The sequence below is a fragment of the Rhizobium etli CFN 42 genome, assembly GCF_000092045.1.
Taxonomy (GTDB): domain Bacteria; phylum Pseudomonadota; class Alphaproteobacteria; order Rhizobiales; family Rhizobiaceae; genus Rhizobium; species Rhizobium etli.
This window is the reverse complement of record NC_007766.1, coordinates 394,877-410,723: the sequence shown is the minus strand read 5'-3', so window position 1 is coordinate 410,723 and position 15,847 is coordinate 394,877. Positions and strand designations below refer to the sequence as shown.

Genomic DNA, 15,847 nt, shown 5'->3' with positions numbered 1-15,847 from the left:
CTCCTTTTTTGGTCACGCCAATCGCCCTCTCACCTTGCAGCAGCGGGGCTCGTCGGGAATGACTGTAGGCGCCGTGACCTCCCTTCGCCCTAGGTGCGCCGAAACTCGACACCATTGACTATTTTTTTAAGAGTTCTGCCTATCGTGGTGGCCTCGGATGCGGCCGCCGCCAATTGCAGACAATGGTCAATTTGCACGCGGGCGTGCTGTTGGCTGGCGAACGCCGGAGTTGAGAGCCGAAATTCCTGGGCGGGGGCCACCATTTCATGCCGTTTATTGATCGTCTGTTGCAGCGTATGCGGATCGTGACGAAGGTTCTCTTCTTCGTTGTTCCGCTCGTCATTCTTATCGCCGGCATCGGCCTGTTCGGCTATTTCACTGCCGGTACTCTGAATGGCCAGATGACGCTGACACGACAGACGATCGAGACACTTTCCAGTTTCCAGCAGCTGCGATCCTCGCTGACCGCCTTTACCGATCTTCCGACACCGTCCACGCGGGATCGGCTGGTCGCCAGCATCGCCGATCAACAGAAAGGCGCGGCGACGCTTGACGCCATGTTGAACAATCCCGGCCAGAAACAGCAGATATCCGCCGTGCGCGAACTCGCCGGCAAGATGCAGGGCGGCGCTGACGCGCTGTGGGCAGTGGCGCAGGAGCGTGCCAATACCGAACTGGCGATCGACGGGGCGGTGGCGCAACTTTTCAAGGAAAGCCAGACCGCTCGCAAGCAGCTCGACGTTCTTCAGGACCAGGCCAATGGTAAGGAGACCTTCGTCCGGGCGCTTCTTCTTGATGCAGCGGCCTATAAAAATTTGGCGGAACGCATCGCCAAATTGCGTAAGGCCACCGCAGGCGCGGCCGATCCTCAGAAACTTGCCCAGCTTGTCGGCAGCCTTTTGCCGCCGCTCGTCAAGGAGGTCCGCGAGAGCGAGGCGCTTGGCTCCGATAAGGCGAAAAGCCAGATCGCTCCGCTGAAGCCGGTTCTGGACAAGCTCGCCGCAATGGCGAAGGACAGCGCCAATCTGTCGCTCGAGGGTTATGCTCCGGTCGACCAGGATCTGCAGCGGTTCGAGGAGCAGTTTGCAAAACTTGCTTCCGGCAATGCGGATACGGCGATCGAGCGTTTCGCCGGCATGGATGCGAGCATAGCAACCCTTCGCTCGATGGTGACGATCGTCAATGCCGCTTTCAAATCGATCGACGATCTGAGACTGCACCTAAGCGAACTGAACAGGCGGGTCGATGCCGCCTCGCGAGATGCGGTTCTGGTGGATCTGAAGGCCCTGCGCGAAAGCGCTGCAAAGCTCGAGCCTGTAAGCGGCAAGAACGCCGCCTTGAAGGATCTTGCCAAGAAAATCGAGCCTTCCCTTGCGCTGATCGGGAAGAGCACCTCGGCATTGATATCGATCGCGGACCGGTGGCAGAGAAACAAGCAGGCAGCGACCGAGCTGGTCGCTGCCGCAAGTCACACGCTCGAACAGTTCGTCAGTACGGCGCAAGAGAGCGGCAAGGAAATAAGCCAGCGCTCGGCCACCATGTCGCTCGCGGCCATGATTGCCGGCACGGTGCTTGCCATCATCGGCGGGCTGATGCTGATTGAAACGCTGCGCGGACCGATGAAGCGGATCACGCAGACGATGACGAGACTTGCCGCCGGCGATCTCAATGTTCCGATCGGCGATGGCAAGCGAGGCGATGAAATCGGCGATATGATCCGCTCCGTAACCGTCTTCCGGGACCAGGCGCTGGAAAAGACGCGGCTCGAAGAGGTCGCTGAAATAAACAGGGCGCGTGACGAGCAGGAGCAGGCTCGCCGCACAGCCGAGCAGGCGCGTATCGAAGCCGAACAGAGCGAGGCCCTGGACGCCCTGTCTGAGATGCTCGGCAAACTCGCCGACGGCAACCTCGCGGCCGAGATGACCGAAGAACTGGCCGCCGATTATGTCGCCATGGCCAGGACCTACAACCAGGCAATCGACGCCCTGCGCCGTACACTTGCCGAGGTTCGCAACACCACCTATGAAATCGCCGAGGGCAGCACCAATCTTTCGGGTGCCGCCGACGATTTGGCGCGGCGCACGGAACAGCAGGCGGCCGCTCTCGAAGACAGCTCACGCGTCCTTAGTGAGCTAACCGCCAGCGTCCGCACGACGGCGGAGAACGCGCACCAGACATCGATTTCCGTCGCGGAGGCGCATCGGCAGGCGGAGCATTCCGCTGCCGTCGTCGCCAAGGCCGTCGAGGCCATGGACGCCATCAACCGGTCGTCGGACAAAGTCTCGAGCATCATCGGCGTGATCGACGAGATTGCTTTCCAGACCAATCTTCTCGCACTCAATGCCGGGGTGGAGGCGGCGCGTGCGGGAGAGGCGGGCAGGGGTTTTGCCGTTGTCGCGCAGGAAGTGCGCGAGCTTGCACAGCGCTGCGCCAAGGCCGCCCGCGAGATCAAGGATCTCATCTCCAACAGCGCATCGCAGGTCGGCACCGGCGTTCGGCTCGTCGAGGAGACCGGTGAGGCGCTTTCCGCGATCATGGAACACTTCACCTCGATCAACGGTCTGGTTCAGGTCATTTCGACGGCGACCAGCACGCAGTACAAGGGGATCGACGAAGTCAACAACGCCGTTCGCGACATCGAGCATATCACCCAGCACAATGCCGCTATGGTCGAGGAGAATACCGCGGAAATTCACAGGCTCCGTCAGCAGGTGGAACTGCTGAACGACCGAATCTCCCGCTTTCGGACCGCAGACGGCCGCAGGGCGTCACAATTCGCCAATCGGCGGATGCCCTTGGCCTCCTGAGGCGCGTCGTGTCTTTCCCCCGGGACGCGCCTCTTTAGAAATCGGCGACTTTGCCCCAGGCGGAGGCCGCGAAGCGATTGGGATGATAGGGCCGGGGATCGACGATCGGCTCATCGCCCGTGACGATATCGGCAATCAGATGACCGGCGCCGGGTCCGATACCGAAACCGTGGCCGCTGAATCCCGCAGCCAGGATGAATCCCGGGAGGGAGGCAATCTCGCCGATCCCCGGCACACCGTCTGGCGTGCTGTCGATGTAGCCCGCCCAGGCCGCGTTGATTTCGGCTTTTTTCAAGGCGGGCAGCAGCTTGATCGCCCGCGCATGTGTGAGGGCAATGGTCGCCTCATCGACGGCCGGGTCGAGAATGCGCATGCGCTCCATCGGCGTCGGCCTGTCGAGCCGCCACCGTGCCAAAGATTCGTGGCCCGAGCGAATTCCCTCCAATCCGCCAGGTGCCAGACTTCGCCAGCGCCGGGCAAACATCGGCAGGAACTGCGGTGCGAAACGAAACTGCTGCGCGGTGGGATCGACGCGGCCGCGGCCGCTGATGGCCAGCGTGTAACCACCGTCGGCGCGACGTGTCACGGAAACCCTAGATGTATGTAGCGCATCCGGCAGCCCGCTCGCGCCTGGCGACACAGAGAGGATCGACGAGCGGATCGAGGCTTGCGGAAATCGAATGCCGAGCTGGCGGCAGAAGGCTGATGCCCATGCGCCGCCGGCCAGGATCGCGACCTTCGTTCGAATCATGCCATGCTCCGTGACGACGCCTGAAACTCTGCCGCCTTCGATGTCGATGCCGCGGGCCGCACAGGACTGATGCACCGTCCCGCCGAGTTTCAGGATCGCACGCGCGACGGCAGGCGCCGCCCTTGCAGGATCGGCGGTGCCGTCGGTCGGCGAAAAGACCCCGCCTTTCCACGCGGTCCCGGTGGCCCCCCCGCGTTCGGTTGCTTCCGCGCTGCTCAGCATATGCGTCGTGACGCCGACCGATCGGGCGAAATCGCGCCAGCGAGCCCAGCCGGAGAGTTCTTCCGCGCTATTGCTGAGATAGAGGAGGCCACAGCGGCGAAAGCCGGTGTCCTCGCCGGTCTCAGTGGCGAAGCGCTCCCAAAGATCGAGGCTCTTCGTCGACATCGGCAATTCACGGGCATCGCGGTTCTGCTGCCGGCACCAGCCCCAATTGCGGCTCGACTGTTCGGCCCCGATGAGGCCCTTTTCGACGAGGGCGACTTTCAATCCGCGGCGCGACAGATAATAGGCCGCGAAAACGCCGACGATGCCGCCGCCGATCACGACCGCATCCGCCGCAGCGGGTAGCTGCGGTGTAGTGTCGACGCGCGTCAATGGTGCGGGCATGGCATGGTCTCCGTTTCAGCCAGTTTAGCGGATTCACCGCCGCGCCTTTGCCGGAGTTCATCCAGCGACAGCAGAAGATTCCGTCTTGGCGGGAGGCTGGCAGCCATTTGTGCTTCTACATGTCCTTCAACCCGGTCGACACCTCCTTGCCATGTGTTAAGCTCGACGTTGGAAAAGCCGCAGCAGATTATGCTTCGTCACTGGCGATCTCGAGCAAATGAAGGCATGTGATGAAACTCGACCGGATCGACATAAAAATTCTCTACGAACTGCAGAAGAATGGCCGCGTCACCAATGTGGAGCTCGCCGAGTTGGTCAATCTGTCGCCGAGCCCCTGCCTGATGCGGGTGAAGAAGCTGCAGTCGGAAGGTTATATCGAAGGCTATTCTGCTCAGATCAACGTCAGCAAACTCGGGCAGACGCTGACCGTATTTACCGAGATTACCTTGAAAAACCATCGGCAGATCGATTTCGCCCGTTTCCTCGCAGCGATCGAGAAGGTCGACCAGGTGATCGAATGCCATCTGGTTTCGGGCGGCTATGATTATTTGCTGAAATTCGTCACCGCCGGAATAGACGAATACCAGACGATCATGGAACGACTCACCGACATGGACGTCGGCATTGATAAATATTTCAGCTTCGTCGTTCTGAAATCACCGATCATTAAAGCGCACATGCCGCTGACCACTTTGTTCCCGCATTAGAGAGCGCATCGCACCGGCTTGTGATCGGCATGGACGCCTCGGTGATAGCTGTCGCACCAGCCGGCAGGTTTGGCTGGGTCGTGGAGAGATTTCCAAATACCGACTAAAACAACCCCTTATTCGGCGACGCTTACTTCGGCATCGCCTTAATCTCGGCTGACACCACGATCGACCCCAGAAGCAGGCCGGGATGATCGAGGCAATCGGTAGTCCGTCATGCTTAATCTGGCTGCTGCCTATCGCCCTCGAAAGCAGTCTAACTCCCGCCTCGCAGATCAGAACCGCCTCTCAAAGAAGGAAGATGACATGTCACTGTTGGTCACCATCGACACTGATCCGAATTTCACGCCAATGGACGCGGTCCCCGGGTCGGAGCGTCTCATTTCGGGCAATCCCTTTTTCAAGACCTGGGCTCGCCCGGCATCCGAAACGGACATACCTAAGTTTGAACCTTCACGCGTCCAAGAAGCCGACGATGCCCTTGATCTCGGTAAACTCGTGCAGTCCGAATTTCCCATACTCCCGACCGTTGCCTGATTGCTTGTAGCCGCCGAAAGGGGCGGCTGCGTCCCAGGCGGAACCGTTGAGGCGAACGGTTCCGGCGCGCAGCCTGCCTGCGATCGCGCGCGCCTCCTTCGGATCGCCCTGAATGTAGGCTGCCAGGCCATAGGGCGTGTCGTTGGCGATCGCGACCGCTTCCTCTTCGCTGTCATAGCCGATGATCGAGAGTACCGGGCCGAAGATCTCCTCGCGGGCGATCGTCATCTGATTGGTGACGCGGGCAAACACGGTCGGGCGCACGTAATAACCAGCATTGAGATGCGACGGGCGGCCAGGGCCACCCGCGACCAGCGCCGCTCCTTCCGCGATGCCGCGTTCGATCAACGCCTGGATCTTGTTGAACTGCGCGGTGCTTGCGACTGGTCCGAGGTTGGTGCGCGGATCCGCGGGCGGACCGACAACGAGCGCAGCCGCTTCCCTAGCAGCGATTGCGCTTGCTTCGTCCATTCGCTCCGCCGGCACCAGCATCCGCGTTGGCGCGGTACAGGTCTGGCCGGAGTTGCCGAAGCACCGGCGCACGCCGGTGGCGACCGCGGTTGAAAAGTCGGCACTGCGCAAGACGATGTTCGGCGACTTGCCGCCGAGCTCCTGATGCACCCGCTTGACGGTCGGTGCCGCCGCCTGCGCCACGGCAATGCCGGCGCGGGTCGACCCGGTGAAGGACACCATGTCCACATCCGGGTGGCCGGCCAGTACCGCACCTACGCTAGGCCCGTCGCCCTGGACGAGGTTGAAGACTCCCTTCGGGACGCCGGCCTCATCCATGATCTCGGCGAAAATGACGGCGTTAAACGGAGCGATCTCCGAAGGCTTCAGGACCATGGTGCATCCCGTGGCGAGCGCCGGAGCGACCTTGCAGGCGATCTGATTGATCGGCCAATTCCATGGCGTGATCATCGCAACCACGCCGACTGGCTCGCGCAGGATGCGCGTGGTCCCCTGCATGTAGTCGAAGGCAAAAGTCTCCATGGCCTTGATCGCCTGCTCGAAATGGACAGCGCCGATGCCGGCCTGATCAGCCCGGGCCATGGTGAGCGGCGCGCCCATTTCCCGTGAGATGACATCGCCGAGCTCATCATTGCGGCGTTTCAGCAGCTTTACAATGCGCTTCAGCAGTTCGATGCGCTCTCCATCGGACGTCTGCGAGAAGGAGGCAAAGGCCCGCCGCGCAGCCGCGACCGCCTTTTCCGCGTCGGCGGCACTTCCGACTGCGATCGTTCCGATCGGCTGCTCCGTCGAGGGATCGATGACCTCAAGTGTTTTCGATACGGACGGCTCGACCCACTCCCCGTCGATATAAAAGCTGTGGGCATGTTTCATTGGCGACTCCCATTTATGATGTCTTGCGCTCCTCGGCGGCGCGTTCCACGCATCCGGCGACAGCGACGATGGCGGCCTCCGTGTGCGGCAAGGCGGCGAGTTCGCCCAGCGTCACCGGTTTGATGGGCGGGCGTAGCCGAAAGTAACCGAGCTCGCCGGGCGCTACGCCACGGCATTGCGCCAGCAGCTCAACCGCGGTCAGGCCGCATAACCGGCCCTGGCATGGTCCCATTCCGCATCGGGTGAACGCCTTCATCTGGTTAGGGCCTGGTACGCCGAGCGCCGCAACTTCACGCAGCTTGCCAGCCGTAATCTCCTCGCAGCGGCAGACGATGACCTCGTCCTCCGGCACACGAAAGGTTTTGCCGGGCCGGAACCGGTGCTCGATGAAACTCCTGCCTCTGAGGGCTCGCGCGAGCTTTCGCGCCAGTTCGTTGCGGCGCTTTTCGTAGACACCCTGGCCAATTCGATTGAGATCGAGCGCCGCAGTCAGGCCCGCCAGCTCTCCTTGGTGAGCCGAGGCAACCGCCCCGACAATTCCCGCCGCATCGCCGGCGATCGAAACTCCCGGCACCGAACTTGCGCCGCACATGTCGACGGCCGGGCGGAAGGCTGCCAGGCGCTCGTCCCAGACGTAGCTGCAACCGGCTGCCAGTGTGAGATTGAGGTTGGGCACGATCCCCTGGTGCAGAAGGAGCAGGTCGCCTTCGATGTGCAGGGACTTGTCGCCACGATGAAGCCGCAAGGTGCTGAATTGTCCGGAACCAACCGCCTCGAGAGCGGTCGCCCCGCGGATGACACGGGTTCGACGGTGAACCTCGAAGAGGAGCTTCAAGCCCTTGAGGGCATAGGACGATGCGGCAAAGCCAAGCACGTGAGGCAGGGCCAAGCGCCGGTTCTCGACCGGCGTGGTGTCGACGACCGCTGTCACGGACACGCCTGCCCGGAGAAGTTGGCTTGCCAGCAAGTACAGCAGCGGCCCCGTCCCGGCGAGGATGGTTCGTCCAGAGGGCACGAGGCCCGACGACTTCATCAGGATCTGCGCCGCCCCCGCCGTCATGACCCCGGGCAGGGTCCACCCCGGGAATGGGAACGGACGCTCGAGCGCGCCGGTCGCGAGAATCACACGATGAGCTGCGATCGGTCGAGCGATGCCTCCGAGCGAGATCCCGACCTCGAGCCCATGGGCGCCGTCGCCGGTTTCCTCGTCGGCGGGCCCGACGCCCCACACCGTCGCCCCGCTTGCATAGTTCAAGTCTGCGCCCTGGAACCGCTCTATGAGCATCCGACCGGCAGCGTAGTCCGGCCCCAGACGAGCGAGATCGCCGTCCGAAGCCTGGTCAACGGACCGATAGATCTGTCCGCCGGGCGCTTTGTTTTCGTCGACCACCAATACGGTGATGCCGTGGCTCGACGCTTCAACGGCTGCCGCAAGGCCGGCAGGCCCGGCGCCAACAACCACGAGGTCGTAGGCGGGCGCGAGATCAGCGGCAGAGTGGATGTTCCGGATCATTCTTCCTGTCCCACCACGGCCGCGCCATCCTGCGTTTCCACTCGCATGCCCTCTTCCACGGTAATAACGCACGCCTGTCGGTTCGCTCGGCCGTCGATCTTGACCAGGCACTCGAAACACACGCCCATCATGCAATAAGGAGCGCGAGCAGCGCCGGAAACCGGAGAGCGGCGCGTGATGCAATGTCCGGCAGCCAGCAGTGCGGCAGCGACGCTGTCGCCGCTGCAGGCCGTGGTCGGCGCGGCGTTGAATGTGAAGGAGACCGTACTCTCATTTCTATCAGACAGCCGCCGGAACATGGAACCTCCGGGAATGAAATACGCAAAGATCGTCAGAAAGCGCCCCGGCCGAAATCTGCCGCGGCAGGACCAGCGCATGGTTCGCCGCCAGCGTCACGCCGGAATGGCAGGCGAATGCAAAAGCACCTGGAAACCTCTCCGATTGCTCGTAAATGGGGTAGCCGTCCGGCGTCACCACACGAAATGCGGCCCAGATCCGCACCGCCTTGGCGTCCCTGAGCAGTGGGAAGGTGCGCAATGCGCGTTCCGCCAGAACGGCGGTGATTGGTCCTCGCGGGCGCTGATGATCGATCGCCGCCTCCTTGCTTTCGCCGATCAGCACAGAGCCCTCGTCTGTCTGCCGCAGATAGCCAGTGGCATGGCTGAGGAAGGGCTTCAGCCGCTCGGTGACGATGATCTGGCCGCGGCTCGGCGAGAGCGGAACGCTCAGCCCAACGATCCCGGCCAGCGCGGTATTGCCGATGCCGGCTGCAAGCACGACCTTGCCGGCACCGAGCCTCCATCCTTCTCCCGCCACTTGGAAAGCGCCGGCGCTATGGCGGATAGCATTCGTCTTGCGATGCGGGAAATAATGGACGCCGCGCTGCCGCAGCGCCTTATGAAAGACCGCGAACAGCCGCAGCGGGTTTGCGTGTCCGTCGAGAGGGCTGAAAATAGCGCCTGCCACTGTGTCGCCGACCAGGGGCAAACGGCGGCGCGTCTCCGCTTGGTCGAGTATCTCATATTCGAGCGGCGGCGTTCCTTCCGCGTCCATTCCTGGTTGGGCGGCGAGCTTCGCCATCGATGCGATCCCGCGTTCCAGCTCCGTTGAGGTGAGCCGAATTGAGAAGCCGCCCGACTGCACAAAACCGGTGTCGATGCCCGTTTCGGCCTTGAGCTCGGCTGCCAGCCGATGCCAGTTCGCCGTCGAGGTTCGCGACCACCGCGAATAGGCGGCGTTGCCGAGGCCCTTGCTTGAGCTCCAGACCAGACCGAAATTCGCCCGGGCGGCCCTGTTTGCCACGTCGCCTTCATCGACGATTGCGACCCTTTGTCCGCATCTCGACAAGCCCCAGGCTATCGATACGCCTACCAGCCCGCCGCCGATGACGATTACGTCGTAATCCATTGCGCTAGCTTTCCCAGGTCGCCCACGGACTTCTCCGGATCTGGCCTCACGATCAGATTGCGCCGACCTTGACCTTCGACCCGTCAAGGAGGCGCGACAGGCGGAAGGGGGTAGGGTCGACACAGGGTGTATCATTGGCAACGAGGTCGGCCGCCAGAAGGCCGATGGCCGGGCCAAGGCCGAAGCCATGGCCGGAGCAGCCCGCGGCCAGATAGAGCCCGCTCACACCGTCAGCCGGCGAGATGACCGGCACCGCGTCCGGCGTGAAATCCACGTAGGCTCCCCAGCTGTCGGCGAGTTCGACTCCGGCCAATGCAGGAAACTGCTCGGTGACCCGCTTCAAAATAGCCGCTATCGTGCGGCGGCTCGGCGGCGGGTCAAGAACGCGCAATCGCTCGAAGGCGGATGATTTACCCCTGTTAAGGCTTCCGAAGGCTTCCGGACCCTGGAGGAAGGATTTGCCGATGCCGAACTGCACCGCTTTCAGGCGCTTCATGAACATCGGCATGAACCATCGGGCATAGCGAATGCCTTGGGGGGTGATGTCGAGCATTGCCCTGCCGCTGATCGCAAGCGTGTAGCTGCCATCCAACCGGCGGGTCAGCGCGAAGTCCGGCGTATAGATCGCCTCGCCGACATTCGCTGTGGGCCGGGTACGAACCGCCGTTTGGCGCACGCTCGCCTGCGGAAACAGAACTCCGTGCTGGCGACAGAACATCGACGTCCAGGCACCGCCGGCGCAGAGAACGGCTTGAGTCCGGATCGTCCCCTTTTCTGTGATCACTCCGGCTACTGCTCCATTCGCCAGATCAAGACCTCGCGCAGCGCACTCTTGATGGACCGACGCTCCAAATTTGCGAGCGCCCTCAGCGATCGTCGGCGCGGCGATGGCAGGCTCGCCCTTGCCATCGTCGATTGAATGGACCCCGCCGAGCCATCGACGACCATTTGCGGGGATTGCGGCAGCCGCTTCTGCGGCACTCAGCATCTTCGTATTGACGTTGAACTGGCGGGCCGTATGGCGCCATGCTTCCCATTCCGCCAATTGGTGCGGATTGTCGGTAGCGTAGAGCAATCCGCATCGACGGAAACCGACGTCCGCACCGATCTTGGATTCAAACTCACCCCAGAGCCGCAGCGCGACACCCGAGAGAGGCAACTCCCGCTCATCCCGGTTCTGCTGGCGGCACCAACCCCAGTTGCGGCTCGACTGTTCGCAGCCGACATGGCCTTTTTCGACCAGAGCGACCGAGAGTCCCCGCTCCGCCAGAAAGAGAGCCGCGGTTGCACCGATGATGCCGCCGCCGATGACGACGACATCCGCCCTGCCGGGGAGTCGTTCGTCGCTGTGTATTCGTTTGAGGAGTGGAGACATGAAGGCTGACCTGAATGGATTGGAATCGAGCTATGCGGCACTGTCTGCTGCCCCTCCGGCAGAAGCATCTGGGCCAATGACGGCTATCGTCGCGAGTTGAAACGTCGGTGCGAGCCGGCCGCAAATAGGAGGGGCGGGGGCAGAGTGGGATTAAAGACTGGTGTCATGGCGCGTCCTCGAAGTGAGCTCAGGTGAAGCTACCGGAGGATGGTGAGCAGCATGCATCGAATGAAAATGCACGGACGGCGGAAAGTTCCGTGTTTAGCGGCATGACAGTCTGATCTTCGGCCGTTGAGCAGCTAAGTTGTAAAGTGCCTGCTCGATCTCCGGTCGTAGCACGATAGATGCCGGGATCAGGGCCAGAACCCGATTGCTGCCCACAAAAAAAATCGAGAACTAAGCCATGCCGACGGATTTCAATGACTCCCCTGCGCTTGCCATGATCCATACGGTTCCTGGGATCATCCCCGCGTTCAACGAACTCGTCGGTCTCCATCTGCCCGGTTGGCGCTCGTTCAACATGTTAGATGAGAGCCTCCTGGGAAACACCATTCGAGAGGGTGTGCTGTCTTCTCAAACCATGCGGCGGCTTACCGGTCACATTTGGTCGGCGGTGGATGCAGGAGCTTCGGCGGTCCTCGTCACCTGTTCCTCACTCGGCCCTGCAGTGGATGCGGCAATGCCGCTCTGCCCCGTACCGCTCTTCCGGATAGATGATGGCATGGCGATTGAGGCGATCCGACGCGGAAATCGAATTGGCGTCCTTGCAACTCTGGCTACGACGATGAATCCTACAACCCGGCTAATTGAACTCCATGCTCAAAGAATAGGGCATAGGGTTTCTGTGACTGGTCGTGTTTGTGATGGCGCCTTTGAAAAATTGCGAAGCGGGGACAGGGCGACGCATGATGCAATAATACGTGAAGGTCTCGCTTCACTCGTGGACAGCGTCGACGTGGTTGTTCTTGCTCAAGCGTCAATGGCGAACGCTCTCAATGAAATAAGCCAGGCATCAGTTCCGGTGCTTACGAGCCCTGAGCTTGGTGTCCTGCACATGTCCTCCGCACTGAAGGCGCTCCCACGTTGAAGAAAGTGCTCACAGTTATGCCAGCGGTTCACCGGTTTTCCGCAGATCGCAGGCCGGCTTGACGCTGCGCGATCCTGATCGCAAAGCGACCAAAGAAGGCTTCGCGCATCAAGCGAAGCGGTAACGTCTAGATAAGGCAGTCTACCGCGAGCTGCGTCATCGGGCCTCAGCTCAGTGCCGGCAATAAGCCCGCACGAGTTCTGGATCCTGCTGCAGCCCGTCGAGCCAGGCCGGATCGAGCGTCGGCACGGACGAGAAGAGCAGTTGCGAATAGGGATGCTGCGCCGTTTTCACTTTCGAGGGGGTGATTTCCTCGACTTTCCGGCCGCCATACATGACGACGATTTCGTCGCAGATCGCTTCCACCACCGAGAGGTCGTGGCTGATGAAGATGTAGGAGAGGCCGAGTTCGCGCTGCAATTCCTTGAGCAGGTCGATGACGGCGGCAGCGACAACGGTGTCGAGTGCCGAGGTGATCTCGTCGCAGAGGATGAGCTTCGGATCGGCGGCGAGCGCCCGGGCGAAGTTGACGCGCTGCTTCTGCCCGCCTGACAGTTCCCCCGGCCGGCGGTGGCGCAGATTGCGGGGAAGGCGCACCATGTCGAGCAGTTGGTCGATCCGAGCGTTTCGCGCCTGTCGATCCATGCGGTGGTAAAAAACCAGCGGCCTGGCGAGGATGTCCTCGACGGATTTTGCCGGATTGAGCGCGGTGTCGGCATATTGGAAAACGATCTGCATCTCGCGCAGCTGATCGCGGGAACGCTCGCGCGCATTGCCGCGCAGTTCCGTGCCGTCGAAGACGATCTTGCCGACTGCGGCCGGCAAAATGCCGGCAATGGTGCGTGCGAGAGTCGACTTGCCGCAACCGGATTCGCCGATGATGCCGAGGTTGCGTCCCTTTTCCAGTGTCAGGCTCACATGCTCGACCGCGCGTACGAGAGGAAGGCCGTCGGCCTGGCGTTGCCCATAACCCGCAACGACATCCTCGATCTTCAGGAGCGGCGCTGTTGCACTCTCGGCAAGGCCTGCCGCGTCGCGCGGTTTCGGCTCGAAGGCTGCAAGCAGTTGGCGGGTATAGGGATGCTTGGCATTGCTGAGGATTTCTTCGGTGGTGCCGATTTCCTGGGTCTCCCCGCCTTTCAACACCACGATGCGGTCGGCGATCTGTGCAACGACGGCAAGGTCGTGGGAGACGTAGACGCCTGAAATGCCGCCCTTCTTCATGACCGATTTGAAAGCACGCAGCACTTCGATCTGGGTCGTTACATCGAGCGCCGTCGTCGGCTCGTCGAAGATGACAAGTGTCGGGTTGCCTATAAGCGCCATGGCGGCAGCCAGACGCTGCAGCTGACCGCCGGAAACCTGGTGCGGATAGCGGCTGCCGATCGTTTCCGGTTCGGGCAGGGACAGCGCCCGGAAAAGTTCGATCGCCCTGGCACGCGCATCTTCCGGTGACATCAGCTGATGAATACGCGTGACTTCGATTACCTGATCCATGATCGATGTGGCCGGGTTGAAAGCGGCAGCGGCCGATTGCGGCACGTAAGCAACCTGGGTGCCGCGTAGTTTGGCCCGCTGCTTTTCGCTCAGCGCCACCAAATCCTTGCCGGCGACCGATACCGTGCCGCCGGAGATGCGACAGCCCGGGCGGGTATGACCCATGAGGGTCAGCGCGATCGTGGTCTTCCCGGAGCCACTCTCGCCAATCAGCGCGACGATCTCACCCTCGGCAATGTCGAGGCTGACACCCTTGATGATCTCGACGCGTCGGCCGGAATCGGTGGTGGCTTCGACCCGGAGGTCACGAATCTCGACAAGATTGGTCATCACTCGCTCCGATCTCGGATTTTGTGCGGCAGATTGTCGATCAGCAGGTTCACGCTGATCGTGAGGCTGGCGATGGCAAGCGATGGGAACATGACGGCGGGAGCCCCGAATGGCAGACCGCCGATGTTTTCACGCACGAGCGCGCCCCAGTCCGCATAGGGTGGCTGCACGCCCAGTCCAAGGAAGGAAAGGCCGGAGAGCAGGAGAACGATGAAGACGAAGCGGAGCCCGAGATCGGCAAGTACGGGACCCACGATATTGGGCAGAATTTCCGAGCGGATCAGATAAAGGGTGCTTTCACCGCGGATGCGGGCGACAGTGATAAAGTCCATGGAATTGACGTTGACGGCGAGCGCCCGAGCGAAACGATAGGAGCCCGGGATATAGATCACCGAAAGCGTCAGGATCAGCACCGGGATCGACGATCCGACGGCTGCGACCACGACCAGGCCGAAGAGCTTGGACGGAATGGAATTCATGGCATCGAGGAAACGGGAGAGCAACGTGTCGAGCCAACCACCGGCGACGGCCGCTATCATGCCGAGTACGACGCCGCTGAAGCAGGCGATCGTCACTGCCGCAAGAGAGATGCCGACCGTGTAGCGCGCGCCCATCAGGATGCGCGAGAAGACATCGCGGCCCAGATAATCCGATCCCATCCAAAACTGCTGGGACATCGGCCCGAAATAATCATAATCGACAATTTCGCCCACTGGGTAGGGGATGAGCGTGTGCGCGAAGATCGCGATAAAGGCCCAGAACAGGATCACGGCAAGCCCCAGGAGCCCGACGAGATTGAAGCGGTAGCTGAGCCGGCGCGCCACGGCGGGCCGTTGTTCGATATGGGATGTCATCGCAGCCTCGGATTGGAAAGAATGGCAACAATGTCGGCAAGCGTGATGAGGATGAGGTAGCCGACGCAGAAGACCATCGCGCAGGTCTGGACAAGAGGCAGGTCTCGCGTTGCGACCGCATCGACCATGAGCTTGGCAATTCCGGGATAGTTGAAGATCGTTTCGACGATGATGACGCCGCCGAGCAGATAAGAAAGCGAGAGCGCAACTGCGTTGACGATCGGGCCGAGTGCATTCGGCAATGCATGCTTCAAAACGATGCGACTGCGTGAGGCGCCTTTCAGCAACGCCATTTCGGCATAGGGCGTGTTCAGCGTTTCAATCACGGCAGCCCGCGTCATTCGGATCATCTGCGCCGATACGCCGAAGGTCAGTGTGATCACCGGCATCGCATAGACGCGTAGCATATCGGTAAAGGTTTTCGCTTCATTGGTCAGGGAGATTGCCGGAAGCCATTGCAGATAGACCGCAAAGAACAGGACGGCCGACGTCGCGATCATGAATTCAGGCACCGATATTACGCCAATCGTAAGCACGGTGACTGCACGGTCATAGAGCGATCCTCGCATCATGGCTGCTGTGGTGCCTAGTGTCAGCGCGATCGGCACCGCAAACAAGGCGGTGATACCCGCCAGCTTCATCGAGTTGGCAAAGCGGCCGCCGATGAGGTCAGCGATTGGCATATCGTTAGCGTAGGACGTGCCGAGGTCGCCCGACAACAGCCCGATCATCCAGTAGACGAAGCGGAGAAAAGCCGGCTGATCGAGATGCATTGCCTTGCGCAGTCCCTCGACGGCCTCCGGCGTTGCCGCCTGCCCGAGCAGGATGGACGCCGTATCGCCCGGAAGCATGGTCGTGGCGAAGAACACCGCGAAGGATACAATAATCAGCGTGACGACTGCGATCAGCAGCCTGCTTGCTATAAGGGACAGGATCGGATTGTTCATCTTCATGCTCCCCGTCGGCCGAAGTCCGACAGCTTATCACGAAAGGGGAGGATGACCGGGAACAATCCTGTTCCCGGCCAGG

General features: G+C 61.6%; 12 protein-coding genes and 1 pseudogene. 4 read left to right on the top strand and 9 right to left on the bottom strand.

Annotation, left to right across the window (positions count from 1 at the left end; all coding sequences use genetic code 11):
* Nucleotides 1-266: 266 nt before the first annotated feature.
* Complete coding sequence (locus RHE_RS28315; RefSeq protein ID WP_011428668.1) at nt 267-2,807, top strand: methyl-accepting chemotaxis protein; 2,541 nt, start codon at nt 267-269, stop codon at nt 2,805-2,807.
* Between the two features lie 34 nt (nt 2,808-2,841).
* On the opposite strand, the gene RHE_RS28310 is transcribed toward RHE_RS28315, so the two are convergent.
* Nucleotides 2,842-4,167: an NAD(P)/FAD-dependent oxidoreductase gene (locus RHE_RS28310; protein WP_011428667.1), complete on the bottom strand. Its 1,326-nt coding sequence runs from the start codon at nt 4,165-4,167 to the stop codon at nt 2,842-2,844.
* A 230-nt stretch (nt 4,168-4,397) separates the two neighbouring features.
* Between RHE_RS28310 and RHE_RS28305 the strand changes: the two genes are divergently transcribed.
* Entirely contained in the window at nt 4,398-4,874 is a 477-nt protein-coding gene (locus tag RHE_RS28305) for an Lrp/AsnC family transcriptional regulator (RefSeq protein ID WP_004679019.1), read from the top strand.
* A 306-nt stretch (nt 4,875-5,180) separates the two neighbouring features.
* Nucleotides 5,181-5,303: pseudogene (locus RHE_RS34625) on the top strand (cupin domain-containing protein); the annotation flags it as partial.
* A 24-nt stretch (nt 5,304-5,327) separates the two neighbouring features.
* Here the strand turns inward: RHE_RS34625 and RHE_RS28300 are convergent.
* The 5 genes from RHE_RS28300 to RHE_RS28280 are packed head-to-tail and all read right to left on the bottom strand — an operon-like array spanning nt 5,328 to nt 11,050.
* Nucleotides 5,328-6,755, bottom strand: coding sequence for an aldehyde dehydrogenase family protein (locus tag RHE_RS28300; RefSeq protein ID WP_011428666.1), 1,428 nt, complete (start codon nt 6,753-6,755; stop codon nt 5,328-5,330).
* Nucleotides 6,756-6,768: 13 nt separating this feature from the next.
* Nucleotides 6,769-8,268: an FAD/NAD(P)-dependent oxidoreductase gene (locus tag RHE_RS28295; protein ID WP_042120007.1), complete on the bottom strand. Its 1,500-nt coding sequence runs from the start codon at nt 8,266-8,268 to the stop codon at nt 6,769-6,771.
* Complete coding sequence (locus RHE_RS28290) at nt 8,265-8,567, bottom strand: (2Fe-2S)-binding protein (RefSeq protein ID WP_042120006.1); 303 nt, start codon at nt 8,565-8,567, stop codon at nt 8,265-8,267. The genes RHE_RS28295 and RHE_RS28290 overlap by 4 nt, the downstream gene beginning before the upstream one ends.
* A complete protein-coding gene (locus RHE_RS28285; RefSeq protein ID WP_042120005.1) occupies nt 8,548-9,675 on the bottom strand; it encodes an NAD(P)/FAD-dependent oxidoreductase in 1,128 nt (375 codons plus the stop codon). The genes RHE_RS28290 and RHE_RS28285 overlap by 20 nt, the downstream gene beginning before the upstream one ends.
* Before the next feature lie 52 nt (nt 9,676-9,727).
* Complete coding sequence (locus tag RHE_RS28280; RefSeq protein ID WP_011428663.1) at nt 9,728-11,050, bottom strand: NAD(P)/FAD-dependent oxidoreductase; 1,323 nt, start codon at nt 11,048-11,050, stop codon at nt 9,728-9,730.
* Between the two features lie 403 nt (nt 11,051-11,453).
* On the opposite strand from RHE_RS28280, the gene RHE_RS28275 reads away from it, so the two are divergent.
* Complete coding sequence (locus RHE_RS28275) at nt 11,454-12,137, top strand: aspartate/glutamate racemase family protein (protein WP_011428662.1); 684 nt, start codon at nt 11,454-11,456, stop codon at nt 12,135-12,137.
* Between the two features lie 171 nt (nt 12,138-12,308).
* Here the strand turns inward: RHE_RS28275 and RHE_RS28270 are convergent, their stop codons facing one another.
* From RHE_RS28270 to RHE_RS28260, 3 genes are read right to left on the bottom strand one after another with little or no spacing between them, the layout of a single operon-like run.
* Nucleotides 12,309-13,964 (bottom strand): ABC transporter ATP-binding protein, encoded by a 1,656-nt coding sequence (locus RHE_RS28270; RefSeq protein WP_011428661.1) that lies wholly within the window; start codon nt 13,962-13,964, stop codon nt 12,309-12,311.
* On the bottom strand, nt 13,964-14,818 hold the full coding sequence (locus RHE_RS28265; RefSeq protein WP_011428660.1) for an ABC transporter permease: 855 nt from the start codon (nt 14,816-14,818) through the stop codon (nt 13,964-13,966). Before RHE_RS28265 ends, RHE_RS28270 begins: the two co-directional genes overlap by 1 nt.
* Nucleotides 14,815-15,765, bottom strand: coding sequence for an ABC transporter permease (locus tag RHE_RS28260; RefSeq protein WP_011428659.1), 951 nt, complete (start codon nt 15,763-15,765; stop codon nt 14,815-14,817). Before RHE_RS28260 ends, RHE_RS28265 begins: the two co-directional genes overlap by 4 nt.
* Nucleotides 15,766-15,847: the final 82 nt, after the last annotated feature.

Coding starts and splice junctions, on each gene's coding strand:
- RHE_RS28260 (WP_011428659.1), bottom strand. CDS start 15,765: ATGAACAATCCGATCCTGTCCCTTATAGCAAGCAGGCTGCTGATCGCA.
- RHE_RS28315 (WP_011428668.1), top strand. CDS start 267: ATGCCGTTTATTGATCGTCTGTTGCAGCGTATGCGGATCGTGACGAAG.
- RHE_RS28295 (WP_042120007.1), bottom strand. CDS start 8,268: ATGATCCGGAACATCCACTCTGCCGCTGATCTCGCGCCCGCCTACGAC.
- RHE_RS28280 (WP_011428663.1), bottom strand. CDS start 11,050: ATGTCTCCACTCCTCAAACGAATACACAGCGACGAACGACTCCCCGGC.
- RHE_RS28305 (WP_004679019.1), top strand. CDS start 4,398: ATGAAACTCGACCGGATCGACATAAAAATTCTCTACGAACTGCAGAAG.
- RHE_RS28300 (WP_011428666.1), bottom strand. CDS start 6,755: ATGAAACATGCCCACAGCTTTTATATCGACGGGGAGTGGGTCGAGCCG.
- RHE_RS28265 (WP_011428660.1), bottom strand. CDS start 14,818: ATGACATCCCATATCGAACAACGGCCCGCCGTGGCGCGCCGGCTCAGC.
- RHE_RS28310 (WP_011428667.1), bottom strand. CDS start 4,167: ATGCCCGCACCATTGACGCGCGTCGACACTACACCGCAGCTACCCGCT.
- RHE_RS28285 (WP_042120005.1), bottom strand. CDS start 9,675: ATGGATTACGACGTAATCGTCATCGGCGGCGGGCTGGTAGGCGTATCG.
- RHE_RS28275 (WP_011428662.1), top strand. CDS start 11,454: ATGCCGACGGATTTCAATGACTCCCCTGCGCTTGCCATGATCCATACG.
- RHE_RS28290 (WP_042120006.1), bottom strand. CDS start 8,567: ATGTTCCGGCGGCTGTCTGATAGAAATGAGAGTACGGTCTCCTTCACA.
- RHE_RS28270 (WP_011428661.1), bottom strand. CDS start 13,964: ATGACCAATCTTGTCGAGATTCGTGACCTCCGGGTCGAAGCCACCACC.